A 25,057-nucleotide genomic window follows, 5' to 3' on the forward strand; every position below is an offset into this window, starting at 1 on the left:
CGGTGCTCAGGTGCGCCGCAGCAGCCGCTTGGACGCCTCGTGCGCTCCGGCCGCCAGCGCGGCCCGGTCGGGCCCGCCGCGCTGCGCCGCGGTCTCCTCGTTGCCGCCCGCGATCCACACCGGCCCCTCGTGGAGATGGGCGAGCCCCTCGCGCGCCACGTCGTCCGGGTCGGCGACCCGGAGGCCAGGGAGGGTGAAGTCGAGGCCGGCCCGGACCATGGCGGGGGTCCGGGTGACGCCGAGCACCAGCTCCAGCACCTGGACGTCGTACTCCCCGAGCTCCAGCCACAGCCCTTCGGCGAAGATCCTGCTGAACGCTTTCGCCGCCGAGTAGATGCTCATGTGGGCCTGGCCCAGATAGCCGGCGAGCGAGCCGACCAGGAGGATGCCGCCGCGGCGGCGCTCCTTCATCAGTGCGCCGAAGTGGTGGGTCAGCCGGAGCTGGGCGGTGATGTTGAGGTCGATGACACCCTGTACGCCGTCGAGATCGCCGGTGACGAACTCGTGGCCGTAACTGTTCGCGCCCGCGTTGAAGACCAGCAGCCCGACCTCCAGGCCGTCGGTGGCCTCGCGTACGGCCGCCAGGGCCCCGGGATCGAGCAGGTCGAGTTCGAGAGTGCGGACCTCGACCCCCTTCGCACGTACCTGCTCCGCTGTCTCCTGGAGCGGTGCGGGCTTCCGGGCGATCAGCACCAGATTGATACCGGCGTCGGCCAGCTGGTGGGCGAAGGAGGCGCCCACCCCCTCCGAGCCGCCCGCGACGACCGCCCACGGCCCGTAGGTGCGGCTGTCGACGGTCCGGGCGCGGGTGGTGCGGGTGCCGTTGGCACTGGTGCCGCTCACAGTGTGTCCTCCTGGTCGCCGGCCCCTGGGTCCGGTACGTCGATGACGCCGTCCAGCGCGGCCCGGCGGACCGTGTCACGCAGCCGGCCACAGGTTTCGAGCCGGGTGCCGCTCCGCTCGCCGGCGACCGTCACGGTCGAGCGCCTCTCCTCGCACGCGTCCATGGCCGCGCCGTCCCACTGGATGCTGGTCTGGTGCCAACTCCCTTTGCGGACCAGCACGGTGGCAGCGCACCGCTCGCACACCACCGGCCGCATGGGTGCGTCCAGCAGCCGGTTGTCCTGCGGCGTCACCGCGGCGACCCGGTGCGGGCGGTCCTGGTTCCGGCGGTCTCGGCGGCGTCTTCGGTTCCGGTGCCTTCGGTTCCGGCGGCCTCGGCGGCCTTGCGCGCGAGGTTCTCCTCGACCTCCTGGCGCCACGCCTCGATGGGCCGGTCCGTGTCGAGCTCGAACTCGTAGCGCTCCACCATGTCGGGCCGGACGTCGGCGACATCCACGTAGAACTGCTCGTACCAGCGGCGCAGTTGGTAGACCGGACCGTCCTCCTCGCACAGCAGCGGATTGTCGATCCGGGTCTTGTTCTTCCAGATGGCCACGTCCTGCTCGAAGCCGAGCTTGATGAAGTCGGCCATCTTCGCCGCCAGTTCGTCCGCCGCGCTGCCTTCGAGGGTGTCGCCGCGCTGCACCATCACGCCGTACTGGAGCACGAAGGAGTTCTCGTCCACGGGGTAGTGGCAGTTGATGAGGATGGAGTTGAGGTCCGTGCGGTCGTAGTGGTACGTCAATTCGTCGATCATGAACGACGGACCGTGGTACGACGCGACCGAGGTGTTCCCGAGGAGCTTCGGCTCGTCCCCGGTGGCCTGGGGGCGCATGTCCTCGCGGCCGACGCCCTTCTGGAACTGGGTGGCGACATTCCCCTCGAAGACGTTCTTGAAGTAGGTCGGGAAGGAGTAGTGCACATAGAAGAAGTGCGCCATGTCCACCACGTTGTCGACGACTTCACGGCAGTTGGCCTCGACCGTGATCTCGCTCCAGAGCCAGTCGGTCCAGTCGTCGCTGCCCGCCCCCTCCATCCGCGGGATGGTCACGTCCGGCGGCGGAGGATTGCCCTCCGGGTCGTTCCAGAGGAACAGCAGGCCGTCCTGTTCCATGGTGATCCAGGCGGCCGTGCGAGCCCGGAGCGGGACCCGGCGGCTGTAGGGGATCTGCCGGCAGCGGCCGTCCCCGCCCCAGCGCCAGTCGTGGAACGGGCAGGCCAGCGCGTCGCCCTTGACCGTGCCCTGCGACAGGTCACCGCCCATGTGCCGGCAGTAGGCGTCCAGCACGTTCAGTGAGCCGTCACCGCTCCGGAAGACGACCAGCTTCTGCCCGAAGGCGTGGATCGCGTGCGGCGAACCGTCCTTGAACCGTTCGGCCAGGCCCAGGCAGTGCCAGCCACGGGCAAAGCGGACCGGCGCCGCCGCGGCCTCGATGCTGCGGACCACGTCGTTCTGAGACTCCACTGCGGTCATGCTCACCCATCCCTTGAGAGCCCGGTTTCCTCCTGCCGCAACGTAGGCCGGGGCCGCGGGCGGGCGCCCGGCGAGTCCCACTGACCGGAACCGCCGGGGTGCGGGGCGGCGGAGACGGCGCACCATCGGGCCCGGCAGTTCCGACACCCTGGGAGGACATATGGCGAGCAACGACGTTCTGGAGTCGGTCCGCCCGCTGCTCCCCGCCATCGCGGCCCGCGCGGGAGCAACCGACGAGAACCGGGCGGTCCCCGCCGAGAGCATCCGTGAACTCACCGCCGCCGGATTCTTCCGGATGTTCCAGCCGAAGCGGTACGGCGGATCCGAGAGCGACCCCACACACTTCTACGAGGTGGTCAGGGAGGTCTCCGGCGCCTGCGGCTCGACCGGCTGGGTGGCCTCCGTGCTCGGTGTGCACGCCTGGCAGCTGGGGCTCTTCCCCGAGCGCGCCCAGGACGAGGTGTGGGGCCCGGACCCCGACACCCTGGTCTCGTCCTCGTACGCCCCGGTCGGCCGGCTCACCCACGTCGACGGGGGCTACGAGCTGAGCGGCCGCTGGAGCTTCTCCTCGGGCTGCGCACACGCCTCCTGGGCGCTCCTGGGCGCACTGGTGGTGGGGGCCGAGGGCAGGCCGGTCGACTTCTTCACGGTCCTGGTGCCGCGTGCGGACTACCGCATCCTCGACGTCTGGGACGTCATCGGGCTGCGCGGCACCGCGAGCAACGACATCGTGGCCGACAAGGTCTTCGTCCCCGAGCACCGGATCCTGCGCAACTACGAGCACTCCAGGCTGCGCGGACCGGGACAGGAGGTGAACCCGGGGCCGCTGTACCGGATGCCGTTCGGCGCCGTCTTCACGTCCACGATCACCGCACCCGTCATCGGCGCCGTGGCCGGCTGCTACCGGTCGTACGTCGACGCCATGAGCGACCGGCTCCGGCGGAGCCTGGGCGGCGGACGCTTCGCCGATGACGGCTTCGCGCAGGTCGCGGTGGCGCGCGCGGCCTCCGAGATCGACGCGGCGATCCTCCAGACGGACCGCAACATCGGTGAGCTGTACGCCTGCGCGGGGAGCGGCGGCCAGATCCCCATGGAACTGCGGCTGCGGACCCGCCGGGACCAGGTGCGCGCCACCGAGCGGGCACTGGAGGCGGTCGACATCCTCTTCAAGACGGCGGGCGGCAACTCCCTCAAGCGGGGCAACCCCGTCGAACGCGCCTGGCGGGACGCCCACGCGGGCAGCGTGCATGTGGCGAACGACGCGCCGCGCACCCTGGCGATGTACGGCAAGGGCGTGTTCGGCCTCACGGTCGAGGACAACCTGGTCTGAGACGGGGGCGGCCCGGGACGGACTGGATGGAGCGGGCTGCGCCCCGGGTCCGACCGGCACAGCCCCCATTCCCGGTGGCCCGCGCAAGGCTCGACGCGCGGTTCCGCACATGGCTCGTCGGCTGCCTCAGGGGCGGCGGCTGCGAGCCGGGCCGCCCTGTTCCGTGCCCGTGCCCGTGCCCGTGTGCGCCGCGATGCGGCCGTACGTCCGCCGGGGCCGTACCGCGGCCAGTGAACCGCGGCCCGCCTCGCATCGGTGTGTCCGTTCCGCTCAGTGGTACCGGGGCGCGGCGGAACGGGCGCGGGCGGGTGCTTCCTCCCGGTCACCGGGAGGAAGCACGTGCGCCGATCCCGCGCCCGCTAACGTCCGCCGTCAGCACGGGCGGCGCGGGGCGCCCCGGGGGAGCGGTACCGGCTCGCGCTGCTGAGAGACCCAGCGGCATTCTCACCAAGGAGAACCACATGACACGCCACGTCGCCGTCACCGGCGCCGCATCCGGAATCGGCCGCGCCCTCGCCGCCCAGCTCACCGCGCGCGGGGACACGGTGATCGGTGTCGACCTGGCCGGCGCCGAGGTCTGCGCGGACCTCTCCACGCCCGAAGGGCGCCGGGAAGCGGCCGACGGGATCAGGGAACGCTGCGGCGGTGTCCTCGACGCGCTCGTCACCTGCGCCGGGGTGGCGAAGCCCGGCCGGCTGATGGTCAGCGTCAACTACTTCGGCACCACCGAACTCGTGACCGCGCTGCGCCCGGAGCTCGCCGCGGCGGAGCAGCCGCGGGTCGGAGCGGTCGGCTCCATCTCCGGTACGCAGCCGAACGATCCGCGGACCGTGGCCGCCTGTCTGGCCGGTGACGAGGCCGCGGCCCTCGCACGGGCTGACGAGGTGGTCGCCCTGGACGAGGCGCAGAAGCTCTACCCCTCGACGAAGGCCGCGCTCGCCCAGTGGGTCCGGCGTACGTGTGTGGCGCCGGGCTGGGCCGACGCCGGGATCGCGCTCAACGCGGTGGCCCCCGGTGTGGTGCTGACGCCGATGTCGGCCGCGCTGGTCGACGACGAGCGGATGCTCGAAGTGATACGGCAGGCCGTCCCCATGCCGCTGAACGGACACGCGGCGCCCGAGGCCGTGGCACACGCCCTGGGCTGGCTGATCGCGCCGGAGAACACCCACATGACCGGTCAGGTCGTGTACGTCGACGGGGGCGCCGAGGTCACGCTGCGGGGGCCCGAGGATTTCTGACACTCCGACAGATTCACTCGCCCCGCTCTTGTCCTGAACGAGAATTCATTCTAGTTTTGCTGTGATAGCCGCTGTCCCGCGGCCACCCAGCGAGGAGAACCCATGCCTGAGGCCGTCATAGTCGAAGCCGTGCGTACGCCGGTGGGACGCCGCCGCGGCGTCCTGTCAGGACTGCACCCCGCGGAACTGCTCGGAGCCGCGCAGCGAGGTGTCGTCGAACGCGCCGGCATCGCACCGGACGAGGTGGGGCAGGTGATCGGCGGCTGTGTCACCCAGGCGGGAGAGCAGTCCAACAACGTCACCCGTACGGCATGGCTGCACAACGGCCTGCCGTACACCACCGCCTGCACCACCATCGACTGCGCCTGCGGCTCCTCCCAGCAGGCCGTCCATCTGGTGGCGGGACTGATCGCGTCGGGCGCCATCGACGCCGGGATCGGCTGCGGTGTGGAGGCCATGAGCCGGGTCTTCCTCGGCCAGGCGAGCACGCCCGACACCGGATCCCCCGCGCCGGACAGCTGGGCACTCGACATGCCCGACCAGTTCACGGCGGCCGAACGCATCGCCCGCGACCGCGGCGTCACCCGCGCCGACGCCGACGCCCTCGGCCTGGCGTCCCAGCAGCGGGCCGCCGAAGCGTGGGCGGCCGGCCGCTTCGACAGCCAGATCGTCCCCGTACAGGCGCCCGCCCCCGGACCGGACGGAACGCCGGGCGACGCCGCCGTCGTCACACGGGACCAGGGGCTCCGGGAGACCACCGCCGAAGGGCTGGCCGCGCTGCGCCCCGTGGTGCCCGACGGGATCCACACCGCCGGCAACTCCTCGCAGATCAGCGACGGCGCGGCGGCCGTCCTGCTGATGAGCGCCGAGCGCGCCCGGGAGCTCGGACTGCGCCCCCGCGCCCGCATCATCGCCTCCGGGCTGATCGGCTCCGACCCCTACTACCACCTCGACGGGCCCATCGCCGCCACCGACCATGTCCTGCGCAAGGCCGGAATGTCGCTCTCCGACATCGACCTGGTCGAGATCAACGAGGCGTTCGCCTCCGTCGTCGTGTCCTGGGCCCGCGCCCACAAGGCCGACATGGACCGGGTCAACGTCAACGGCGGTGCCATCGCCCTGGGACACGCCGTGGGCTCCACCGGCGCCCGGCTGCTCACCCAGGCGGTGCACGAGCTCGAACGGTCCGACAGGTCGACCGCCCTCATCACCATGTGCGCCGGCGGAGCCCACGCCACGGGCACCATCATCGAACGGATCTGATCCACCATGACCATGGCACTGACCGAGGAGCACCGCGATCTGTGCGACTCCGTCCGCGGCTTCGCCGCACGGCACATCACCCCGGCCGTCGTCCGGGCCGCGGTCGACGCGGACTCCGAGCGGCTTCCGCCGTTCTGGACCGCTCTGGCCGACCAGGGCCTGTTCGGCCTGCATCTCCCCGATGACGTCGGCGCCGGGTACGGAATGCCCGAACTCGCCGTGGTGACCGAGGAACTGGGCCGCCACCTCACCCCGGGACCGTTCTTGTCCACCGTGCTCACCAGCGCGATCCTGGACCGGGCCGGCCACCGGACCCATCTGCCGCGGCTGGCGGACGGCAGCGCGGTGGGAGCCACGGTCCTCAGCCCCGGCACACTGCGAGCGACCCGCGACCCGGCCGGCACCCTGAGCGTCACGGGCACCTCCGCGCCGGTGCTCGGCGGTGGCCTCGCCGACGTGTTCGTGCTGCCTGTCGAGTCGGGCGGGCAGACCCTCTGGGCCGCCGTGTCACGTACCGAGGCCGAGGTCACCCCCATCGACGGCCACGACCCGACCCGCCGCCTGGCCCGCGTGACCGTCGAGCGGCTGCCGCTCGACGCGGACCGGCTGCTCGACGCCATCGATCCCCGCCTCCCGCTGGACCTCGCCGCCACCCTGTTCGCCGCCGAGGCGTCCGGGCTGGCCGACCGGGCCACGACGACCGCCGCCGACTACGCGAAGGTACGGGAGCAGTTCGGGCGGCCGATCGGGCAGTTCCAGGGCGTCAAGCACCGCTGCGCACGGATGGCGGCCCGCGCCGAACAGGCCCGTGCCTGCGCCTGGGACGCGGCCCGCGCCCAGGAACCCGGCGCCGTCACGACCGCCGAAGAGGCCGCACTCGCGGCAGCGGTCGCGGGCGCCACGAGCGTCGAGGCGGCCTTCACCACCGCGAAGGACTGTGTGCAGACACTCGGCGGCATCGGCTTCACCTGGGAGCACGACGCCGGCCTCGGGCTGCGCCGGGCCCAGACCCTCCGTATCCTGCTCGGCCCGACCACCGGCTGGCAGCGACGGGTCGCCGAACTCACCCGGGGCGGCACCCGGCGCAGGCTCTCCGTCGACCTCCCGCCCGAGGCCGAGACGGTCCGTGCCGGGATACGGGAGGAACTGCGGCCCGCCACCGCCCTGGACGGCGCCGAGCGCACCACCTACCTCGCCGACCACGGCTACACCGCACCGCATCTGCCCGCCCCCTGGGGCAAGGGCGCGGACGCGGTGGCGCAGCTCGTCATCGCCGATGAGCTGAGCGCGGCCGGCCTGGAACCGGCCGACATGATCATCGGCGGCTGGGTGGTGCCCACCCTCATCCAGCACGGCAGCAAGGAACAGCAAGCGCGTTTCCTGCCGCCGACGCTGCGCGGTGACCTCGTCTGGTGCCAGCTGTTCAGCGAGCCGGGCGCCGGATCGGACCTGGCCGGGCTCAGCACCAGGGCCGAGAAGACCGAAGGCGGCTGGAAACTCACCGGCCAGAAGGTGTGGACGTCCATGGCGCGCCAGGCCGACTGGGGCATCTGCCTGGCCCGCACCGACCCGGACGCACCCCGGCACAAGGGGATCTCCTACTTCCTCCTGGACATGAGCAGCCCCGGGATCGGTATCCGCCCGCTGCGGGAACTCACCGGAGAAGCGCTGTTCAACGAGGTCTTCCTCGACGAGGTCTTCGTGCCCGACGAGATGCTGGTCGCCGGGGAGGGAGACGGCTGGAAACTCGCCCGCACCACCCTGGCCAACGAGCGCGTCTCGCTGTCGAACGACTCCTCGCTCGGCTCCGGGGGAGAGACGCTGCTCGCACTCGTCCAGGACGCCTCAGGGCAGGAGCCGGGCGAACAGCGGCTCAGCACCCTCGGCCAGATCCTCTGCGACGCCCAGTCGACGGGGCTGCTCGCCCTGCGCCAGACCCTGCGCTCACTGGCCGGAGGCCAGCCCGGGCCCGAATCCAGCGTCGCCAAACTCCTCGGGGTTGAACACATCCAGCAGGTGTGGGAGACCGCGATGGACTGGCAGGGGTCCGACGCGCTGACCGTGACGCCCGCGCCGGAGTCCGGCCCGGAGGACGGGCCGCAGTCACTGCGTACCTCCGCACCGCGCACCGCCACCTGGATGTTCCTCAACACCCGCTCCCTCTCGATCGCGGGCGGCACCACGGACGTCCAGCTGAACATCATCGGCGAACGTCTGCTCGGGCTCTCCCGCGACCCCGCGCCGCCCGCCCGTACCTGAACCCCGACGGCCGTTACCCGAACAGGGAACGGACCCGCAACCGAACACGGAACGAAGGAACAGCGACGATGCCCATCGATCCCGACAAGGCGCTCGGCGCCAGCACACCGGCCGACCGCGTGAGCTGGACCGCGCGGGACGTCCTCCTCTACCACCTCTCGCTGGGCGCAGGCGCGGACGCGGCCACCGGCCCCGAACTCCCGTACACCTACGAGCGCGGGCTCCGTGTGCTGCCCACCTTCGCGATGGTGGCCGGCCGCGGACCCTCCGCGGGCGAGCGGACGGCGGCGCCGATGGACCTGCCCGGCCTCGATCTGAACCCGCGCGGAATGCTGCACGCCGGACAGAGCCTGACCGTGCACAGGCCGCTCCCGGCCTCGGGCACCGCGGACATCACCACCACGGTGACCGGACTCCGCGACAAGGGGAAGGCCGCACTGGTCACCCTCGAACAGACCGCGGCCGATCCGGACGGCGAGCCGCTGTGGAGCGCCACCATGGACATCTGGGCCCGGGGCGAGGGCGGCTTCGGCGGCGACCCCGGTACGGAGGAACCCTGGCAGCGGCCGGGGCGCGTACCGGACCACGTCCTCGACGCACGGACCACACCGGGGCAGGCGCTGCTCTACCGGCTCAACGGCGACCTCAACCCGCTGCACGTGGACCCGGAATTCGCGGCCGCCGCGGGCTTCGAGCGGCCGTTGCTGCACGGGCTGGCGTCGTACGGGGTGGTGGCCAAGACCCTGGCCGACGGAGTGCTGGGCGGGGACACCGACGCCCTCACCGGGCTCTCGGTCCGGTTCGCGGGGCCGCTGCTGCCGGGAGAGACCCTCCGTACCGCGGTGTGGCGCGAGGGCGGCACACTCACCCTGGAGACGACCTGCCCGGAGCGCGACGGCGCACCCGTGCTGAGCCGCGGTACCGCGGCGGTGAGCTCATGACCACCGAGCCCGGAACGCCCACGGCTCAGCCCGCGGACCAGCCCACTGCTGAGCCCACCGGTGATCAGCCCACCGCCCGCCCCGACGGAGGACCGGCCCTGATCGCCGACACCCGCGAGGACGGCCTCGACGCCGCGGTGACCGCGGCCCGCAGGGTGATCGCCTCGCTGCTCGGCACGGGCGACACAGCGGACGCCGATCTCCGCCGGGTGGCAGGGACGCTGCACGCGCTGGCCGACCATCTCGACTCGCACGCCCCGCCGTTGAAGGAGCGCCTCGTCGCCATGTGGGCCGGGGAGGGCGTCAACCGCCACGACCCGGTCACCGGCCCCGAGAACGCCATCGCACCGCCGCTGCTGCTCAGCGGCAACGACGACGGGTCGGTGGCTGCCACGGTCACGCTCGGACTGCCCTACCAGGGGCCGCCCGGATATGTGCACGGGGGGATCTCGGCGCTGCTGCTCGACCACACGCTCGGCGTCGCCAACCACTGGGGAGGCCCCTCCGGTATGACGGCCGAACTGACCCTCCGCTATCACCGCCCGACCCCGCTGTTCGAGCCGCTGACCGTGACCGGGCGCCAGACATCGGTCGAAGGACGCAAGATCCGCACGGTCGGCACCATCGAGGCCGGCGGCGAGGTCTGTGTCAGCGCCGAGGGGCTCTTCATCGCCGTGCAGCCCGCGCGCCCGCGCTGAGCGGACGAGAAGAACAGCTCTGCTCACCGGCGCGGCACAGCGGGACGGGGGCGGGGCACCGGATCTCTCCGGTGCCCCGCCCCCGTCCCGCTGTCGTGCTGCCGTGCTGCCGTGTCGCCGTGTCAGAGCCCGACGTCCCGGCGCACGACCTTCCCGCTGGCCCCGCGCGGCAGCGCATCGCCCGTGATCCGCCACCGGGACGGCACCTTGTAGTACGCCAGTTGCTCTCGCGCGTACGCCGTCAGCTCCTGCTCGGTCGGTGCCGTGCCGGCGCGCGCCACGACGACGGCGCCGACCTCCTGCCCGAGGTCCGGGTGGGGCGCACCCAGGACGATGCACTCGTGGACGTCCGGATGCTCGGTCAGAACGTTCTCGACCTCCGCCGGGTAGACGTTCTCACCGCCCCGCAGGATCAGGTCCGAACGCCTGCTGGTCAGCCGCAGCCTTCCGTCGTCGATCCGGCCGATGTCACCGGTGTGCAGCCAGCGGCCGGCCTTGATCGTCGCCGCTGTGGCCTGCGGGTCCTCCCAGTAACCCAGCATGTTGAACGCGCTGCGCACACACACCTCGCCCTCCTCGCCCTCGGGAAGGGGCGCCCCCGAGGGGTCCCGGATCTCCAGCGAGACCGTGGTCACGGGACGCCCCAGGGTGCCGGGTGACTCGGCGAGGTCCGCGGGTGAGGCCGCTGCCACGGCGGTGGACGTCTCGGTGAGCCCGTAACTGTCCACGAGCGCCTGCCGTGCCGCGGGCAGCGTCTCGCGCAGCCGGTCCTTGAGCGCCGGCGACGAGGGTGCGGAGGCGAGCGAGAAGGCGGTCAGCGACGACAGGTCGTAGCCCGAGAGATCACCGTGCTCGACGAGCCGGGTGGCCATGGTCGGTACGGCACCCCAGTTGGTGACCCGCTCCTGCTCGATGAGCCGCAGCACCCGGTCCACGTCGAACGCGCCCCTGTGCATCACCACCGTGCCTCCGCACGCGAGCTGGGGCACCGCGAGATTGTGCAGGCCGGCGATGTGGAACAGCGGCAGCGCGAGCAGATGGCGGCGCGGGGCCGCGGGGGCGCCCGCGGCCTGTGCGAGGGCGTTGTTCAGCCCCAGGAAGTCGATCACCGCCAGGAGGTTGCGGTGCGAGTGGACCGCGCCCTTGGGCAGGCCCGAGGTCCCGCTGGTGTACAGGATGACGGCCGGGTCGTCCTCGTCGACGTCGCAGGACGGCAGCGCGGCCTCCTGGTACTTCCGCGCCAGGGACGGCACGTCCTCCTCGACGGTCAGTACGGGCACCCGCGGATCGTCGATCAGGGCCGCCCGCTTGGCGTCCGCGATCACGACCGCGGGACGGACATGTCCCATGCCGTACGCCAGCTCACGCCGCGACCACCAGGCGTTGAACCCGACGACGACCGCCCCGATGGAGACGGCCGCCCAGAACGTGACGATCCACTCGGGCGAGTTGGCCGCGGCCACGGCCACCCGGTCGCCCTTGCGTACGCCGTAGTCGGTACGCAGCGCCTCGGCCAGCGACGCGACCAGGGCGGCGTGGCCGGCGAAGGTCAGCCGTTCGTCGGCGGTGACGATGTAGTCGTGCTCGCCGTGGCGCACCGAGTCGGCCAGCACTTCGTGCAGGGCCTTGCGCCGGTTTCTGAACACCGGCATCCGGGCGCCGAGCACCTCCTCGTCGACGAGTTCGAACGCTTCGCCCGGCCCGGTCGGGCCGGGCGCTGGGGCGGAATGAACCACACGCTGATCCGTCGGCCTGGCCATGTCTTATCTCTCCCTCGGTGACGTCGAGCCCCGTGCGCCGACATTGTCGCCGTGCCCCGGGAACCGGGCGGGGCTTCGGTCCCGATGAGCGGGACACCCGGCGCCGCCCGCGTCACGGCGTGCCGATGATGGGCCATCCAGCAGACGATCACGGGAGGAAGACCCATGGGAAGCCTCGCGGGGAAGGTCGCACTCGTCACCGGCGCGGGCCAGGGGGTCGGCCGGGGCATCGCGCTGGCGCTGGCCGCCGAGGGAGCGGACATCGCGGTCGTCGGACGCACCCGCGCCCCGCTCGATTCGACCTGTGCGGCGCTGCGGGAGCGGGGCGTACGGGCAGAACCGTATCCCTGCGACGTGAGCAGGACCGAGACGATTCCCGACGTCGTCGACGCGGTGGCCGCCGACCTCGGCGGGGTGGGCATCCTCGTCAACAACGCCTACAGCGGTGCGTACGGACCGCTGCTGTCCATGAGCCAGGACGACTTCCAGCGGGGTTTCCTGAGCGGCCCGTTCGCCGCCTTCGCGTTCATGAAGGCGTGCCATCCGCACCTCAGGCGCAGCGGCACCGGCTGCATCGTCAATCTGGTCAGCTCCGCCATGGTGCGCTGGGACCCGACGACGTACGGGGCCTACGCCGCCGCCAAACAGGCGCTGCGGTCGCTGACGCGTACCGCCGCCGCCGAGTGGGGGTCCGACGGGATCCGCGCCAACTCCATCGCCCCCCACGCGCTTTCCCCCGCTCTGAAGAACTGGGCGGACACCAACCCGGACGAGGCGGAAGCCTTCCGGCGGACGATCCCCCTGGGTTACATCGGCGACTGCGAACAGGACATCGGCCGCGCGGTCGTGATGCTCGCGGGTCCCGATGCCCGCTATCTGACCGGCGCCACCATTCCGCTCGACGGCGGCCAGGCGCATTTCGGATGACCGGCCACCGGCCGGCCGCCACCCGCCACACGCCCCACGCCCCGCGCGTGGACGGAGGACTTTCATGAGCCCAGAGACCCCTTCGACCTCAGACCGCCCCGCGGTGCCCGACGTCCTGGCGCCCGCCAGGCTCGGCCCGGTGAACCTGCGCAACAGGATCATCAAAGCGGCCACCTACGAGGCCCTGAGCTACCGCAGCCGGGTCACCGAGGAACTGATCGAGTTCCACCGGCGGTACGCCGCGGGCGGGGTGGGCATGACCACCGTCGCCTACTGCGCCGTGGCCCCCGAAGGGCGGACCGACCGGCACCAGCTGCTCTGGGAGGCCGGGGCCGCGCCAGGCATGCGCAAACTCGCCGAAGCGGTCCACGGCGAGGGCGCCGCGATATCGGCACAGATCGGGCACGGCGGGCCCGTAGCCAACCCGAAGGGCAACGGCATGCCCGCGCTGTCGCCGAGCCGGCAGTTCCACCTCACCACACTGAGCTTCGCGCAGGAGGCCACCCACGACGACATCGGCCGCATCATCCGCGCCCACGCGGACGCGGCACGGATGGCGGCCGACACAGGCTTCGACGCGGTGGAGATCCACCTCGGTCACAACTACCTGGCCAGCTCGTTCCTGAGCCCGAAGATCAACCACCGGACCGACGGCTACGGCGGCAGCCTCAAGAACCGGGCCAGGTTCGCCCGCGAGATCACCCGGGCGGTGCGGGAGGCCGTCGGCGACCGGATCGCGGTCCTCGCCAAGCTGAACATGGACGACGGCGTTCCCGGCGGTATCTGGCTCGACGAGGCGATTTCGGTCGCCCAGTGGCTGGAGGAGGACGGCTGCCTCGACGCACTCGAACTGACCGCGGGCAGCTCGCTGCTGAACCCGATGTACCTCTTCAAGGGCGATGCGCCGCTCAAGGAGTTCGCCGCGGTCATGCCGCAGCCGGTCAAGCTCGGCGTCCAGCTGTTCGGGAAGCACAAGCTGCGCAGCTACCCGTACCGGGACGCCTACCTGCTGGAGGACGCCCGGCAGATCAGGGCCGCGATCAAGATGCCGATGGTGTTGCTCGGCGGTATCACCGACAAACCGGTCATGGACCGGGCCATGGCCGAGGGCTTCGAGTTCGTGGCCATGGCCCGTGCCCTGCTCCGCGAGCCGGACCTCGTCAACCGCATCCGGCAGGACGAGGCCACCCCCTCCCTGTGCATCCACTGCAACAAGTGCATGCCGGCGTCCTTCGACGGCACCCGCTGCGTCCTGGTGGAGGGGTCCAGCCCACGGGGCGACAACTGGGGCAACACCGTCGTGTCATGACGCCGCTCGTGACAGGCCCCGGGTCCGCGCCGCGCGGACAGCGTACGAAGTGGGCGCCGCGCGGACAGTGAACGAAGAAGACAGCGGGGGTGCGGCGGCCGTGGCCTCCGCACCCCCGCCCCACCGGCTTCCCCAGGAGGAACCCCGATGAACGGCCTGTCCGGAGCCGCGGCGATCGCCGGTATCGGCGCGACCGAGTTCTCCAAGAATTCCGGCCGCAGCGAACTGCGGCTCGCCTGCGAGGCGGTGCTCGCCGCGGTCGCGGACGCGGGGCTCGAACCGTCCGACGTCGACGGACTCGTGACCTTCACCGCCGACACCAACTCCGAGATCCACATCGCCCGCAACACCGGCATGGGCGAGCTGACGTTCTTCTCCCGTGTGGGCTACGGCGGGGGAGCGGCCTGCGGAACGGTGCAGCAGGCCGCCATGGCGATCGCCACCGGAGTGGCCGAAGTCGTCGTCTGCTACCGCGCGTTCAACGAACGCTCCGGCGAGCGCTACGGGCTCGGACAGGCCGACCGGGCCATGGACACCAGCGCCGACAGGGCCGCGTACTCCTGGATGACCCCCCACGGGCTGAGCACTCCCGCCCAGTGGGTGGCGATGTTCGCCCGCCGCTACATGCACCAGTACGGCGCCACCAGCGAGGACTTCGGCCGGGTCGCGGTCGTCGACCGCAAGCACGCCGCGACGAACCCGGCGGCGTGGTTCTACGAGCGGCCCATCACCCTGGATGACCACCAGGCATCACGGTGGATCGCCGAACCGCTGCGGCTGCTCGACTGCTGCCAGGAGAGCGACGGCGGCCAGGCGCTGGTACTCGTATCGGCGGAGCGCGCCCGTGATCTGCCGCACCCGCCGGTCCGCGTACTGGGCGCGGCACAGGGGTCGGGCCGAGACCAGCACATGATGACCAGCTACTACCGGACAGGGACCTCCGCCATCCCGGAAATGGGGCTGGTCGGGACACAGCTCTACCGCCAGAGCGGCCTCGGCCCCACCGACATGGACTCCGCCGTCCTCTACGACCACTTCACCCCGCTGGTCCTGCCGCAACTGGAGGAGCTGGGCTTCTGCGCGACGGGCGAAGCGAAGGACTTCATCGCCGACGGCCACCTCGAAATAGGCGGCCGGTTGCCGGCCAACACCCATGGCGGCCAGCTCGGCGAGGCATATCTGCACGGGATGAACGGCATCGCCGAGGCGGTACGACTGGTCCGTGGCACCTCCGTCAACCAGCCGCCCGACGTGACCCATGTCCTGGTGACCGCGGGCACCGGGGTGCCCACCAGCGGCCTCGTCCTCGGCACGGCCGGATAGGACCACCGGCGGTCCGGCCCTCGGGTGCGGCGGGACGGGGCACCGGCGGTACCGCGCCGGTCACGACCGGACGGGGGCAGCGGCGGCCGGTCCTCGGGTGCGGCCGGCACCAACGGCGACAGGCGGTCGGTCAGTCCTCCCGCAGGAGAGTGCTCCGCAGCAGTTCGACCAGATCGCCCGAATCGGCCCGTGCCAGCTCGTCGAAGGCGCCGGAGTGCCGGCCCAGCAGGACCCCGGTCACGGCGGCCACCACCAGCTCGGCGCGCAGCGCCGGCCGGTCCGCACCCTCACGGGCGAAGCGCTCGCGGAGCGGCTCGACGAGCCGCGTGTGCAGCGCCGCACGTGCGGCGTCCTGTGCCCCCGGATCGCTCAGCGGCTGTACCGCGACCTGGAGGAGTGGGACGGGGCCGCGCCGGTCGGTCCTGTCGAGGACCTCGTGCAGCCGCTGCTCGTCGAAGAGGTCGGCCGGGGTCACATCGCCCTGTTCGGCGTGGAGCGCGGCCACATAGAGCAGCGTCTTGCTGCCGAAATAGCGCGCGATCAGGGCCGGATCGACTCCGGCACGCTCACCGATGTCGCGGATGGTGGTGCGGTCGAAGCCCCGCTCGGCGAAGAGCTCGCTGGCCGCCGTCAGCAGCAGTTCGCGGCTGCGGGCCGCGTCGCGGCGGCGCCCCTGGGGCCCGCCGCTCACTGTTCCGCCCCGGTGTTCCTGAGGAGGTCCCCGCCGTCCGGGACCGGGCCGTTGACGCCCGCGGGCGCCGGACGCCCGCCCCGGACCGCCGAGGTGCGACGGGCGCCCGAGCGGGTCAGGACGTACGCCACCACAGCGGTGGCGGCCCACACGGCGCAGCCCGTGAGCCCCGCCGTACGGTAACCGCTCTCCGGGGGCAGACCGTCCCCGGACGTGGTGGCGGCCTGGAGGATCACGGCGCTGAGGGCGCTGCCGGTCGAATAGCCGATGTACTTCACGACCTGATTGAAACTCATCGCGCTCCCCGTTTCGTGCGCGGGCACGGCTCCGACGACGAGCCCCGGTGTGACCGCGAAGTTGACCCCGACGCCGAGTCCGGCCAGGGCCATCGTCACGAACACCTCCCACAGACGGTCGTGGGCCAACACGAAGCTCAGCAGGGCGGCGAAGGAGAGCAGACAGCTCACGGGCAGCATCCGGACCGGCGGCTGGCTGCGGACCAGGATCCGCACCACACGGCCGGCCACCAGGCTGCCCACCGAGAACGGCACCAGAACCAGGCCGGTGACGACCACCGAGGCCCCGAATCCGTACCCGGCGCCCGACGGCGTCTGGACGTACCGGGTCACGAGGGAGATCAGCAGATACATGCCGACGCCGCCCATCATGGTGGTGAGATGCGCGGCGAAGACCGTACGGTCACGGACCAGCCGCAGCTCCACCAGGGGGTGTGCGGTACGGAGTTCCTGCAGCACCCAGCCGGCCAGCAGCAGCACCGAGACGGCCCCGAGCACCAGCAGCCGGGGCGATCCCCAGCCCCAGTGTTCGCCCTGGGTGAGGGTGAACAGGAGCCCGCTCATCCCGAGCGTGAGGAGCAGCGCACCCGGGATGTCCATCGGGTGTGCCGGACGCGGCGGGGACGCGGGGAGGACGACGGCCGCCGCGACGAGGGCCACGGTGGTGGCGATCACGGCGAACCAGAACCCCGCGTACATGCCGAAGCTCTCGGCGAGGAGACCGGTCAGCGGATAGCCGACACCGACACCGGCCGCCGTCGTGAGCGAGAGCGTCGACAGCGCCGACCTGGCGCGCTCGGGCGGCACGGAGTCCCGCGCGGTGGCGATGGCCAGCGGAACGAGGCCCATGCCCACACCCTGGAACGCCCGTCCCACGATGAGGCAGGCGAACCCGAGGGGCAGAGCGGCCAGCAGACTCCCGACGAGCACCACGGCGAGACCGGTCAGGATCACCTTCCTGCGGTGGGGTCCGTCTCCGAGCCGCCCCATGGCTGGGGTGGCGACGGCCCCGACCAGCATGGTCACCGTGAGGGACCACTGCGCGTTCGCCACCGATACGTGGTCGGCGGCCGCGATGGTCGGAATCAGCGGGGCACCGAGGCTGCTGATGATCGCCACCAGCATGCCGAGGGAGACCAGCACGGGGACCAGTGCCCGCTGCCGCCAGGGGGAGGGGGCGGCAGCGGAAGCGGGGGTGGGGCCGGATATCGGATGCACGGGGGCGGACCGTTCCTGTCGTCGGGCGTTGCCGTTGAGTTCTGGTGCCGAGTGCGGTCGTCGCACGATGTCCTCGGCTGATGTCTTCGAGCGATGTCTTCAGGTGATGTCTTCAGATGATGACAAGAGTGTCTCACCTGTCGGCAGAACAGTCTGTAAGGGGTCCGCGGGGCTCCCGAAGCCGGTGAATAACCGCTTGCTTCTCGGCGATGCGGCGGGTCCAATGACCGGCACCGAGATCGCCGTCCTGAGCAGAGGACGCAGACCGGAGCAGACCACCGGGACCGGAACACACAGAGGGGCACATGGGGGAGCAGCGGGAGCAGGGGGAGCAGGGGGAGCGCACTGTGGAGCGCCCGGAGGGGGAGCAGAGGAAGCAGGGAGAACGAGCTGTGGAGCACCTGGAGGGGGAGTCCGTCCGCCTGGGCGTTCTCGTCCCGCTGACACGGCCCGGCTGGGCCGAGGCGGGCCGGCATCTGCTCGCAGGACTTGAGCTGGCCGCGCGCGAGGTGAACGACGCAGGCGGGATCGCGGGCAGACCGCTGGAGCTGGTGGTCCGGGACACCGCGGCCGACCCGGAGCGTGCCGCGGCGGCCGTGGAGGAGCTGGCCGGTCTGGGCGTGGCCGCGCTGGCGGGCGAGTACCACAGCGTCGTCGCCCGCGCCGCCGCCGCCCGTGCCGACGCCCTCGGCGTGCCGTTCCTCTGCTCGTCCGCGGTGCTCGACGCGCTGACCGACGAGCCGACGGAGTGGGTCGCACGCCTGGCCCCGGCCCAGTCCCACGGCTGGCGGAGCTACGCGGACTTCCTGCTCGGCGCGGGTCGGCGCCGGATCGCCGTGGCGACCCAGCCGAGCGTCTACTGGGCATCAGGGACCCGCGTCCTGCGGGACCACCTCGCTCCCCGGGGCGGAACCGTCGTCGAGCTCGACACGAACGCGCTCACCCCCGATGCCCTCTGCGACGCGCTCGTCGACTGTGGCGCGACGGCGCTCCTCCTGCTGGTCGGACATCCGGAGCCCGCGGTGCCGATCGTCAGGGCGGTCCGGGGCGACCGGCGGCTCGCGGAGATCCTGATCGGTGCTCCGGCCGGCCAGCCGGAGTTCGCCGAATGGACGGCGGCACTGGGTGAGGACGGCGCCGGGATCCCGTTCCTGCGCTACCTGCCCGCACGCCTGGGCCCGCTCGGCGAACGCGTGGCGAAGGAGCTCCGCGAGCGGCTGGGCGAAGCGCCCTCCTTCGTCGCCTTCGAGGGCTGGGACACCGTGGCCGTGCTCGCCGCTGTGCTGCGTTCCCACGGCACCGGCCGGGAGGCCATCGCCGGGTCATGGCCCGGCGTGGTGGTCGACGGCACCCGCGGGCCGATCCGGTTCTCCCGTACGCCGGGGATCAGCGTCCGGCAGTGGACCTGGGCACCGGTCCAGGTCGTCGACCGGGACCCGGCGGAACCAGGCCGCTTCCGGATCCTCCACAGCGGCTGAGAGAGCACGGCTCCCGGGCACGAGCCCCTACCCGGCGGCCTGTCCGTCCAGAGCCATCGCGGCGTCCAGCGAGACCAGACGCGAGTTCAGCAGTGTCGCGACCTCCCAGCGGTCGTTCTGCCAGACCAATGCGAACAACTGCAGGAAGTAGCGGCTCGGCAGCGGCTCCTTCTCACCGGCCATCACCATGCCGAAACGGTGGTGCACCACGCCCCAGCCCGGCCCGACGACCCGGGCGAACGACACCTCGCTCCGCACGAGCCGGGAGCCCTTCAGCACCGTGTCGAAGACCGGCTGCTGGGACGCGATCACTGTGTCGCGTCCCTTGTGGACGGTTCCGTCGAAGTCCACGAGCTCGGCGTCCTGTGCGAAATCGGCGACGAACGCGGCGGCGTCGCCGCGGTTCCATCCCTCGATCATTCGGGCGGGGACAGCACTCAGAGCTTCAACCGTAGGTTCCATGTCATGGCCTTTCTGCCTTTTGCGCTTTCAGCCACCATCCTCGCCGGGCCGGGCGACGGACCCCTTGACCATCTGTGCACAGTCGTTGGATACGTGCGCCCCCGGGCTGTATCCGTAGGTGGCCTTGAACAGCCGGCTGAAGTGCGCCGGATCGGCGAACCCCCAGCCGGCGGCCACAGCCGCGACCGTGGAGTGCTGCCGGGCAGCCAGGTCCGCGCGGCACCGCTCCAGGCGCCGCCGGCGGATCAGGGCCGCCACCGTCAGCGGCTGATCCTGGAATAGCTTGTGCAGCCGCCGTACCGACACATGGTGTGCCGCGGCGACCTTGGCCGGGGTGAGATCCCGGTCGGACAGCCTCGCCTCGATGAAGCCGGTGATCCGCGTGCGAAGCACCTCGTCGGCGACCGGACGCGCATCACCCAGCCGGGCCGACAGCGTCACCGCGATCAGCTCGATCACCGCAGCTGCCGACCGGTCCGCCTCATGGGCACGGAATCCTTCCAGGGACCGCGCCATGTCGCGTACGAGCGAGGACACCAGAGCGCCGGGACCACGGTCACCTGGAATACGTACACCGGTCAGCCGGGCGGCGTCATCAGCTCCGAGCCGCAGCAAGTGCCGCGGCATCAGCACGGTCACATGGGTGGTCGCGGAACTGGCGAACCGGACCGGCCGCACCGGGTCGATCAGGACCAGGTCCGTGGCCCCCAGCACGGCGGTGCTGCCGCCCTGCTCGGCGCGGACCTGCCCTCGTACCACCACCTCCACCTGCCACAGCTCGCTGTCGGCGGCCCGCACGGACCGCGCATCGCGGAAGCACTCTCCCTGCGGGGTCACCAGCTCGGTCAGCCGCAAGGGCCCCAGATCACGGCTCACCACGCTCGCACGGAAGTCCTCGACAGGGGGACGGCCGCCGCGCAGGGGCGGCAGACCGCGCTGGTCGAGGGTCTCCAGAAAGCCGTCGGCGCCCTTCATACGACACCGGTACCCAGCACGCCGTGCGGCAGCGCCTTGTCACTGTCCATCGCGCCAGTCTTCCAGTCGGCGGGCGACGGCAAGGTCGAGGAGTGCGAGTCCCGCATCGAGGGCCGCTCCACCACGGTGTCCGTCGACCCCACACAGTCCTCCAACTGGCCGCACCGGCCCCCCGCTCGCGCTGTGCGGCCGGTGAGCCTCCCCGGCCCCCGGCCGCACGGGCGGATCAGCGCAGTCCTGCGAAGAGAAGGTCAGCGCAGTCCGGCGAAGAGATCGTTCTCCGGTACGGCCGCGCCGGTGGCGTCCTTGACGCGTACATAGGTCTCCATGCCCATGAAGTCGCTGAACCTCTCCTTGCCCATCTTGAGGAAGAAGATGTTCTCGCCCTGGCTGGCGTGCGCGGCCAGGGCGTCGAACTTCTGACCGCTGAACGCGGTGGTGTCCACCCATGTGGTGATCTCGTCGTCGGGCAGGCCGATCTTGGCCAGCGCGGCGGCCTCGGCGGGGTCCGGCTCCGGCATGTCCTCCGAGAACTCGCGCACGGTCTCCCCGAACCGCTGCATCATCGAGCGCGGCATCGTCGTCCAGTACACCTTCGGCGTCAGATCGGTCATCTCCAGCGCGGCCATGGTGATGCGGTTGGCCTGGATGTGATCGGGGTGGCCGTAGAAGCCGTTCTCGTCGTAAGTGACGACCACATCGGGCCGGTAGTGACGCATGAGTTCCGCGAGCCGGGCGGCGCCCTTCTCCACGGGGGTCTGCCAGAAGGACCCGGGGGCGTCGTTGCTCGGCCAGCCCGTCATCCCGGAGTCGGCGTAGTCCAGCATCTCCAGATCGCTGATCTTCAGGACGTCACAGCTCGCTTCGAGCTCCTGACGGCGCATCGCGGCGACGGCCGCCGGATCGTGCCCGGGATCGCCCGGCTTGATACCGCCCGGGCCGTCACCGCAACCGCCGTCGGTACAGGTCACGAGAACCGTGTGGATTCCTTCCGCCGCGTACCGCGCGAGGACCCCTCCGGTTCCGGTGGCCTCGTCGTCGGGGTGGGCGTGTACTGCCATGAGCGTCAAGGGCCGGTCAGCCATGGAAAAAGTCCTCCTGCGGAAATACATCGTGGTCCGAGGGCGCGGCGGGTGTACCGCGGTGCCGGGCCCGGGGCGTGGTGATACGGGCGGCCTTGCGGCCGCCGTGTCCCCGCCCGTGGACACCGGTCCCTCGAACGGTGCAACCGTGCCGACCGGCCCCGCTGTTCCCGTGCGGCAGCCCGGCCTTCCGCCGGCTGTCTCCAGGAGGCCGCGTACGGTCAGCCCGTCGTGCCGCTGCCGCCCGCCCCGGCGCCGGATGCGGCAGGGTGCGGCACCCGGCCGCTCAGTAGGCTCCCCGCATCCGGGACGACCGTGTCCAGACCGAGTTCCGCAAGGATGCGGTACGTCGTGGCGGTGGCCGCCGACAGCACCGGCAGGCCCGCTTCGTCCTCGACGGGCTGGATCGCGGCCAGCGACGGCATCTGCACACAGGCGGAGAGCACCAGCGCGTCCGCCCTGCCCAGGTCCAGCTTCCGCCAGTGCTCGCGCAGAGCGGCCGGATCGAGGCGGGCGACCGCCAGATTGTCCGGGACCTCCAGGCTCAGAGCGTCGACGACCTCCACGCCCGCGTCCTCGATGTAGTCCACGACCAGCTGGGTCAGCGGCTTCAGATACGGGGTGATGACGGCGATCCTGCGGGCGCCGAGCGCCGCGATGCCGTCCAGCAGCGCCCCCGCGCTGGAGACCACCGGGGCCTGCGAGCCCCCTTCGCTGAGCGCGGCTGTGATCTCGGCCTCCGCCGTGCAGTGGTGGCCGGGTCCCTGCGCCATGATCGCCACCAGGCAGGCGGAGGCGACGACATCGGGCCGTGCGTCGGCGAGTTCGAGCGCGGCGCGCTGCGTCTGTGCGTTCATGCCGCGCAACTGCTCGGGTGTGACGTGCTGCATCCTCATACGGCTGCTGTGGAAGACGAACCGGTCATCGGGCCGGTCCTGCTCGCGGGAGCGCAGCATGCGCGGCAGCTCGGTCTCCATGGTCAGGTTGGAACTGGGGACGATCATGCCGATGTGGTGGTCCGTCACGGGTTCTCCCTCGGTAAGGCGGTGTCGGAAGCACCCGTGTCGTCCGGGTGCGGTCAGGACTCCCTGGCCAGGGCCTCCCAGTGGTCGGCCAGGGACGTCAGGAGGTGCATGAACTCGTTCTGCTGCGCCGGGTCGTACGGCGAGAGGAGCCGCTGGTCGAGCAGGCGCGCCCGTCTGTTCGCGTCATGGAGGGTCTTCGTGCCCTCCTCGGTCAGATACAGCAGCTTGCGGCGCCCGTCGTCGGCAGCGGTGCGGCGCACCAGCAGGCCGCGGCTCTCCAGGCGCCGGGCCACATCGGCCATCGTGGAGGTGTCCAGGGCCACGGCCGACGCCATCGACCGCTGGTCGTGGCCCGGCGCCGCGTCCACGGCGGTCAGTACGGCGAACTGCGGTCCGGTGAGCGTCGGGTCGACCGCACGGACCCACGCCGCGAGGTACGCCTGGTAGAGGCGGCGTACCTGATAGCCGGGCGCGGTCGTCAGGGCCGCGGGAATCACGGGCGAGGACTCGGAGGCGGATGCGTCAACCATGGGCCAACTCAATCACGGCGTGTCCGGGGGCCCCGCCCGGCCCGCAGTGTGGTCACGCAGGCATCCGCCGCAACGTCTCGCGCAGTGCGCCGAGCGCGGCAGGAGGGTTGTCCCAGAAGAGCATGTGGCCCGCGTCCGGGACCCGGGTCAGGGCGGCCGATGGCTGCACGGCGGCGGCCTCCGCGGCCCCGGCCGCCGTGACCACCGGGCTGTCCGCCCCGTACAGCAGCGCCGTCGGGCCGGGCACCGAAGGCCACCAGTCGAAGAAGTCCTCCGTCTCGAAGCCCCGGTGCGTGGCCGCGATCGCCTCCCGCGAGCAGCTGGACAGCCAGCGGGCCCGCAACTCCTGTTCCCGGCGCGGCCAGCGGGGCCAGGCCCGGGCCACACTCCCGGCGTCCGTGCCGCGCTCGGCCTCGGCCAGCTGGCCGAGGAAGGCGTCGAGGCTCGTCGGGTACGGGCCACGGCCTGGGCCGCTCATCGGCGGATCCCCCAGCACCGTGCCGGCGAGCGGAACCTTGCCGCGCGCCGCCACGACCGCCGCGATCCGCGCACCCATGGAGTGCCCGAACAGCAGCGGACGTTCCAGGCGGAGCCCCGACACGACTGCCTCGGTGTCCTCGGCGTACTCCTCCAGGGTGTATGTGCCACCGCCGTCGGACAGCCCGCGGCCGCGGATGTCGACCACCAACGGGCGTACCAGGTCGGTGAGTTCACGGGCCACGAAGTCCATCGTGACCGCGGGACTGCTGATGCCGGGCAGGATCACCAGCGGGGTGCGGTCGCCCCCGTAGTCGAGGATGTGCAGGCGGGCGGACCCGGAGCGCACCCACCGGCCGGTGGCGGGGATGTCGGCGAGATCGGCAAGAGCGGACTGCGGTACGGACCGCTGCGGGTGTGGCACGGGAACCTCCTGAAGGCGTACGGGGCGGGGCGGAGCGGTGAGTCAGCGGGCCGACACGGGCCGGACAGCGGGCAGTCGGCCCAGATACGTGGCGGCATCGGTGAGGTCGACGACGTCCCCGTACTTGGCCTGGATGTCGAAGAGATTCGCCTCGTGCGGGCCCTGGGCGCGGTCGCCGACGCATTCGCGCGCCACCAGAACCGGGAAGCCCGACTGCACCGCGTCGACAGCGGTGGCCCGTACACAGCCACTGGTCGTCGCACCGCACACCAGCACGGTGTCGCAGCCCAGACCGGTCAGGGCTGCGTCGAGCGAGGTGCCGAAGAACGCGGACGCCCCCTTCTTCACCACCAGCAGGTCCTCCGGGCGGCGCGGCAGCCGCGGGTCGATGGCGACCGCCTCACTGCCCTCGACGAGCGCCCGCATGCCCTGCGCCTTCTGGAGCCAGGCGACGGAGTCACCGGCCGCCTCGGCAGGGGAGTAGGAGATGGCGGTGAAGATGACCGGGACGCCGGCCGGGCGGCCCGCTTCGATCAACTCGCCGGTCGCGCGCACCACTTCGGTCAGATCGGCGCCGGAGGGGAAGGCATCATCGGTGAAGCCGCGGGTGAGGTCGACGACGACGATCGCGGGCCTGCCGCCACGGCGCACCGGCGCGCCGAAACCGGCGCGGGCGTAGGTGCTGTCGGTGGACTGTCCATACCGGCCTGTGCCGGTGTCTGCGCCTGCGCCTGCATCTGCGCTCGTGTCCGGGATGCCGCCCGTGCCCGTGCCCGTGCTCACGATCGCTTCGCTCACGACTGCGTCGCTCATGTCTGATTCGCCGCCTTCAGCTGCCGGCTCATGGTGGTCAGCCGGCCCAGCAGCCAGCCCTCGAACAGCCCGAAGGCGAAGGCGGCCGCCACCGGTCCGTACGTACGCAGAGCCGGTCCCGCCACCAGCGCCAGCCCGTCGAGCTCCGCCGCCGGAGCGAGCGCGGGGGCGAGCGCCGCCGG

Annotated in this window: 24 protein-coding genes and 1 pseudogene; 10 read left to right on the plus strand and 15 right to left on the minus strand. The window is 71.8% G+C overall.

The genetic code is table 11. The annotated features are described in order from the left end of the window. Nucleotides 1-6: 6 nt before the first annotated feature. Genes G3I19_RS10425 through G3I19_RS10435 form a run of 3 tightly spaced genes read right to left on the minus strand, consistent with a single transcriptional unit; the run spans nt 7 to nt 2,356 of the window. Nucleotides 7-843, minus strand: coding sequence for an SDR family NAD(P)-dependent oxidoreductase (locus tag G3I19_RS10425; RefSeq protein ID WP_164262426.1), 837 nt, complete (start codon nt 841-843; stop codon nt 7-9). Next, nucleotides 840-1,136 carry a ferredoxin gene (locus tag G3I19_RS10430; RefSeq protein ID WP_343235052.1) on the minus strand — a complete coding sequence of 99 codons (297 nt, stop codon included), beginning with the start codon at nt 1,134-1,136 and terminating at the stop codon, nt 840-842. The genes G3I19_RS10425 and G3I19_RS10430 overlap by 4 nt, the downstream gene beginning before the upstream one ends. Then, nucleotides 1,133-2,356 carry a Rieske 2Fe-2S domain-containing protein gene (locus tag G3I19_RS10435; protein ID WP_164262428.1) on the minus strand — a complete coding sequence of 408 codons (1,224 nt, stop codon included), beginning with the start codon at nt 2,354-2,356 and terminating at the stop codon, nt 1,133-1,135. Before G3I19_RS10435 ends, G3I19_RS10430 begins: the two co-directional genes overlap by 4 nt. A gap of 160 nt (nt 2,357-2,516) precedes the next feature. On the opposite strand from G3I19_RS10435, the gene hsaA reads away from it, so the two are divergent. From hsaA to G3I19_RS10465, 6 genes are all read left to right on the plus strand, one after another. Then, nucleotides 2,517-3,686 (plus strand): 3-hydroxy-9,10-secoandrosta-1,3,5(10)-triene-9,17-dione monooxygenase oxygenase subunit, encoded by a 1,170-nt coding sequence (hsaA, locus tag G3I19_RS10440; protein ID WP_164262429.1) that lies wholly within the window; start codon nt 2,517-2,519, stop codon nt 3,684-3,686. A 461-nt stretch (nt 3,687-4,147) separates the two neighbouring features. Continuing rightward, nucleotides 4,148-4,924: an SDR family oxidoreductase gene (locus G3I19_RS10445; RefSeq protein ID WP_164262431.1), complete on the plus strand. Its 777-nt coding sequence runs from the start codon at nt 4,148-4,150 to the stop codon at nt 4,922-4,924. A gap of 102 nt (nt 4,925-5,026) precedes the next feature. Next, the gene (locus tag G3I19_RS10450; RefSeq protein WP_164262433.1) at nt 5,027-6,187 is read left to right on the plus strand and encodes a steroid 3-ketoacyl-CoA thiolase; all 1,161 of its coding nucleotides are present in this window, start codon (nt 5,027-5,029) and stop codon (nt 6,185-6,187) included. A 6-nt stretch (nt 6,188-6,193) separates the two neighbouring features. Next, nucleotides 6,194-8,446: an acyl-CoA dehydrogenase gene (locus G3I19_RS10455; RefSeq protein WP_164262435.1), complete on the plus strand. Its 2,253-nt coding sequence runs from the start codon at nt 6,194-6,196 to the stop codon at nt 8,444-8,446. A 68-nt stretch (nt 8,447-8,514) separates the two neighbouring features. Beyond that, complete coding sequence (locus tag G3I19_RS10460; protein ID WP_164262437.1) at nt 8,515-9,387, plus strand: MaoC/PaaZ C-terminal domain-containing protein; 873 nt, start codon at nt 8,515-8,517, stop codon at nt 9,385-9,387. Next, on the plus strand, nt 9,384-10,085 hold the full coding sequence (locus tag G3I19_RS10465) for a hotdog domain-containing protein (protein WP_164262439.1): 702 nt from the start codon (nt 9,384-9,386) through the stop codon (nt 10,083-10,085). The genes G3I19_RS10460 and G3I19_RS10465 overlap by 4 nt, the downstream gene beginning before the upstream one ends. Nucleotides 10,086-10,207: 122 nt before the next feature. Here G3I19_RS10465 and G3I19_RS10470 read toward each other — a convergent pair whose 3' ends face one another. Next, nucleotides 10,208-11,821: an AMP-binding protein gene (locus tag G3I19_RS10470; protein WP_343235053.1), complete on the minus strand. Its 1,614-nt coding sequence runs from the start codon at nt 11,819-11,821 to the stop codon at nt 10,208-10,210. A 189-nt stretch (nt 11,822-12,010) separates the two neighbouring features. Here G3I19_RS10470 and G3I19_RS10475 point away from each other — a divergent pair, with 189 nt between their 5' ends. The 3 genes from G3I19_RS10475 to G3I19_RS10485 all read left to right on the plus strand — a co-directional run bounded on the left by G3I19_RS10475 (nt 12,011) and on the right by G3I19_RS10485 (nt 15,404). Continuing rightward, the gene (locus G3I19_RS10475; RefSeq protein WP_164262443.1) at nt 12,011-12,772 is read left to right on the plus strand and encodes an SDR family oxidoreductase; all 762 of its coding nucleotides are present in this window, start codon (nt 12,011-12,013) and stop codon (nt 12,770-12,772) included. Between the two features lie 64 nt (nt 12,773-12,836). Next, nucleotides 12,837-14,081, plus strand: coding sequence for an NADH:flavin oxidoreductase (locus G3I19_RS10480; protein WP_164262444.1), 1,245 nt, complete (start codon nt 12,837-12,839; stop codon nt 14,079-14,081). Between the two features lie 147 nt (nt 14,082-14,228). Beyond that, the gene (locus tag G3I19_RS10485) at nt 14,229-15,404 is read left to right on the plus strand and encodes a lipid-transfer protein (protein ID WP_164262446.1); all 1,176 of its coding nucleotides are present in this window, start codon (nt 14,229-14,231) and stop codon (nt 15,402-15,404) included. 130 nt (nt 15,405-15,534) lie between these two features. Here G3I19_RS10485 and G3I19_RS10490 read toward each other — a convergent pair whose 3' ends face one another. Together G3I19_RS10490 and G3I19_RS10495 are read right to left on the minus strand one after the other, a co-directional pair. Further along, entirely contained in the window at nt 15,535-16,095 is a 561-nt protein-coding gene (locus G3I19_RS10490) for a TetR/AcrR family transcriptional regulator (RefSeq protein WP_164262448.1), read from the minus strand. Further along, nucleotides 16,092-17,609 (minus strand): MFS transporter, encoded by a 1,518-nt coding sequence (locus G3I19_RS10495; RefSeq protein ID WP_343235054.1) that lies wholly within the window; start codon nt 17,607-17,609, stop codon nt 16,092-16,094. Before G3I19_RS10495 ends, G3I19_RS10490 begins: the two co-directional genes overlap by 4 nt. A gap of 392 nt (nt 17,610-18,001) precedes the next feature. On the opposite strand from G3I19_RS10495, the gene G3I19_RS10500 reads away from it, so the two are divergent. Then, nucleotides 18,002-19,087 carry an ABC transporter substrate-binding protein gene (locus tag G3I19_RS10500; RefSeq protein WP_343235055.1) on the plus strand — a complete coding sequence of 362 codons (1,086 nt, stop codon included), beginning with the start codon at nt 18,002-18,004 and terminating at the stop codon, nt 19,085-19,087. Nucleotides 19,088-19,114: 27 nt separating this feature from the next. Here the strand turns inward: G3I19_RS10500 and G3I19_RS10505 are convergent, their stop codons facing one another. From G3I19_RS10505 to G3I19_RS10540, 9 genes and pseudogenes are all read right to left on the minus strand, one after another. Then, nucleotides 19,115-19,549: an SgcJ/EcaC family oxidoreductase gene (locus G3I19_RS10505; RefSeq protein WP_164262458.1), complete on the minus strand. Its 435-nt coding sequence runs from the start codon at nt 19,547-19,549 to the stop codon at nt 19,115-19,117. A 27-nt stretch (nt 19,550-19,576) separates the two neighbouring features. Continuing rightward, on the minus strand, nt 19,577-20,524 hold the full coding sequence (locus tag G3I19_RS10510) for a helix-turn-helix domain-containing protein (RefSeq protein ID WP_164262460.1): 948 nt from the start codon (nt 20,522-20,524) through the stop codon (nt 19,577-19,579). Further along, entirely contained in the window at nt 20,521-20,667 is a 147-nt protein-coding gene (locus G3I19_RS10515) for a hypothetical protein (protein WP_164262462.1), read from the minus strand. The genes G3I19_RS10510 and G3I19_RS10515 overlap by 4 nt, the downstream gene beginning before the upstream one ends. A gap of 108 nt (nt 20,668-20,775) precedes the next feature. Next, nucleotides 20,776-21,609 carry a PIG-L family deacetylase gene (locus G3I19_RS10520; protein ID WP_164262464.1) on the minus strand — a complete coding sequence of 278 codons (834 nt, stop codon included), beginning with the start codon at nt 21,607-21,609 and terminating at the stop codon, nt 20,776-20,778. Nucleotides 21,610-21,827: 218 nt separating this feature from the next. Further along, nucleotides 21,828-22,631 (minus strand): aspartate/glutamate racemase family protein, encoded by an 804-nt coding sequence (locus G3I19_RS10525; protein WP_164262466.1) that lies wholly within the window; start codon nt 22,629-22,631, stop codon nt 21,828-21,830. 53 nt (nt 22,632-22,684) lie between these two features. Beyond that, nucleotides 22,685-23,161 (minus strand): MarR family transcriptional regulator, encoded by a 477-nt coding sequence (locus G3I19_RS10530; RefSeq protein WP_164262468.1) that lies wholly within the window; start codon nt 23,159-23,161, stop codon nt 22,685-22,687. A gap of 52 nt (nt 23,162-23,213) precedes the next feature. Next, nucleotides 23,214-24,062, minus strand: a complete 849-nt coding sequence (locus G3I19_RS36845) for an alpha/beta hydrolase (protein WP_343235056.1) — start codon at nt 24,060-24,062, stop codon at nt 23,214-23,216. A gap of 42 nt (nt 24,063-24,104) precedes the next feature. Continuing rightward, a complete protein-coding gene (locus tag G3I19_RS36850; RefSeq protein ID WP_203599413.1) occupies nt 24,105-24,875 on the minus strand; it encodes an isochorismatase family protein in 771 nt (256 codons plus the stop codon). Further along, nucleotides 24,872-25,057, minus strand: a pseudogene (locus tag G3I19_RS10540) (carbon monoxide dehydrogenase); the annotation flags it as partial. The pseudogene G3I19_RS10540 and the gene G3I19_RS36850, both read right to left, overlap by 4 nt.

The organism is Streptomyces sp. SID10853 (assembly GCF_010548145.1).
In the GTDB taxonomy this organism is placed as follows: domain Bacteria; phylum Actinomycetota; class Actinomycetes; order Streptomycetales; family Streptomycetaceae; genus Streptomyces.

Coding starts and splice junctions, on each gene's coding strand:
- G3I19_RS10435 (WP_164262428.1), bottom strand. CDS start 2,356: ATGACCGCAGTGGAGTCTCAGAACGACGTGGTCCGCAGCATCGAGGCC.
- hsaA (WP_164262429.1), top strand. CDS start 2,517: ATGGCGAGCAACGACGTTCTGGAGTCGGTCCGCCCGCTGCTCCCCGCC.
- G3I19_RS10445 (WP_164262431.1), top strand. CDS start 4,148: ATGACACGCCACGTCGCCGTCACCGGCGCCGCATCCGGAATCGGCCGC.
- G3I19_RS10450 (WP_164262433.1), top strand. CDS start 5,027: ATGCCTGAGGCCGTCATAGTCGAAGCCGTGCGTACGCCGGTGGGACGC.
- G3I19_RS10455 (WP_164262435.1), top strand. CDS start 6,194: ATGACCATGGCACTGACCGAGGAGCACCGCGATCTGTGCGACTCCGTC.
- G3I19_RS10460 (WP_164262437.1), top strand. CDS start 8,515: ATGCCCATCGATCCCGACAAGGCGCTCGGCGCCAGCACACCGGCCGAC.
- G3I19_RS10465 (WP_164262439.1), top strand. CDS start 9,384: ATGACCACCGAGCCCGGAACGCCCACGGCTCAGCCCGCGGACCAGCCC.
- G3I19_RS10475 (WP_164262443.1), top strand. CDS start 12,011: ATGGGAAGCCTCGCGGGGAAGGTCGCACTCGTCACCGGCGCGGGCCAG.
- G3I19_RS10480 (WP_164262444.1), top strand. CDS start 12,837: ATGAGCCCAGAGACCCCTTCGACCTCAGACCGCCCCGCGGTGCCCGAC.
- G3I19_RS10485 (WP_164262446.1), top strand. CDS start 14,229: ATGAACGGCCTGTCCGGAGCCGCGGCGATCGCCGGTATCGGCGCGACC.
- G3I19_RS10505 (WP_164262458.1), bottom strand. CDS start 19,549: ATGGAACCTACGGTTGAAGCTCTGAGTGCTGTCCCCGCCCGAATGATC.
- G3I19_RS10510 (WP_164262460.1), bottom strand. CDS start 20,524: ATGAAGGGCGCCGACGGCTTTCTGGAGACCCTCGACCAGCGCGGTCTG.
- G3I19_RS10520 (WP_164262464.1), bottom strand. CDS start 21,609: ATGGCTGACCGGCCCTTGACGCTCATGGCAGTACACGCCCACCCCGAC.
- G3I19_RS10530 (WP_164262468.1), bottom strand. CDS start 23,161: ATGGTTGACGCATCCGCCTCCGAGTCCTCGCCCGTGATTCCCGCGGCC.
- G3I19_RS36850 (WP_203599413.1), bottom strand. CDS start 24,875: ATGAGCGACGCAGTCGTGAGCGAAGCGATCGTGAGCACGGGCACGGGC.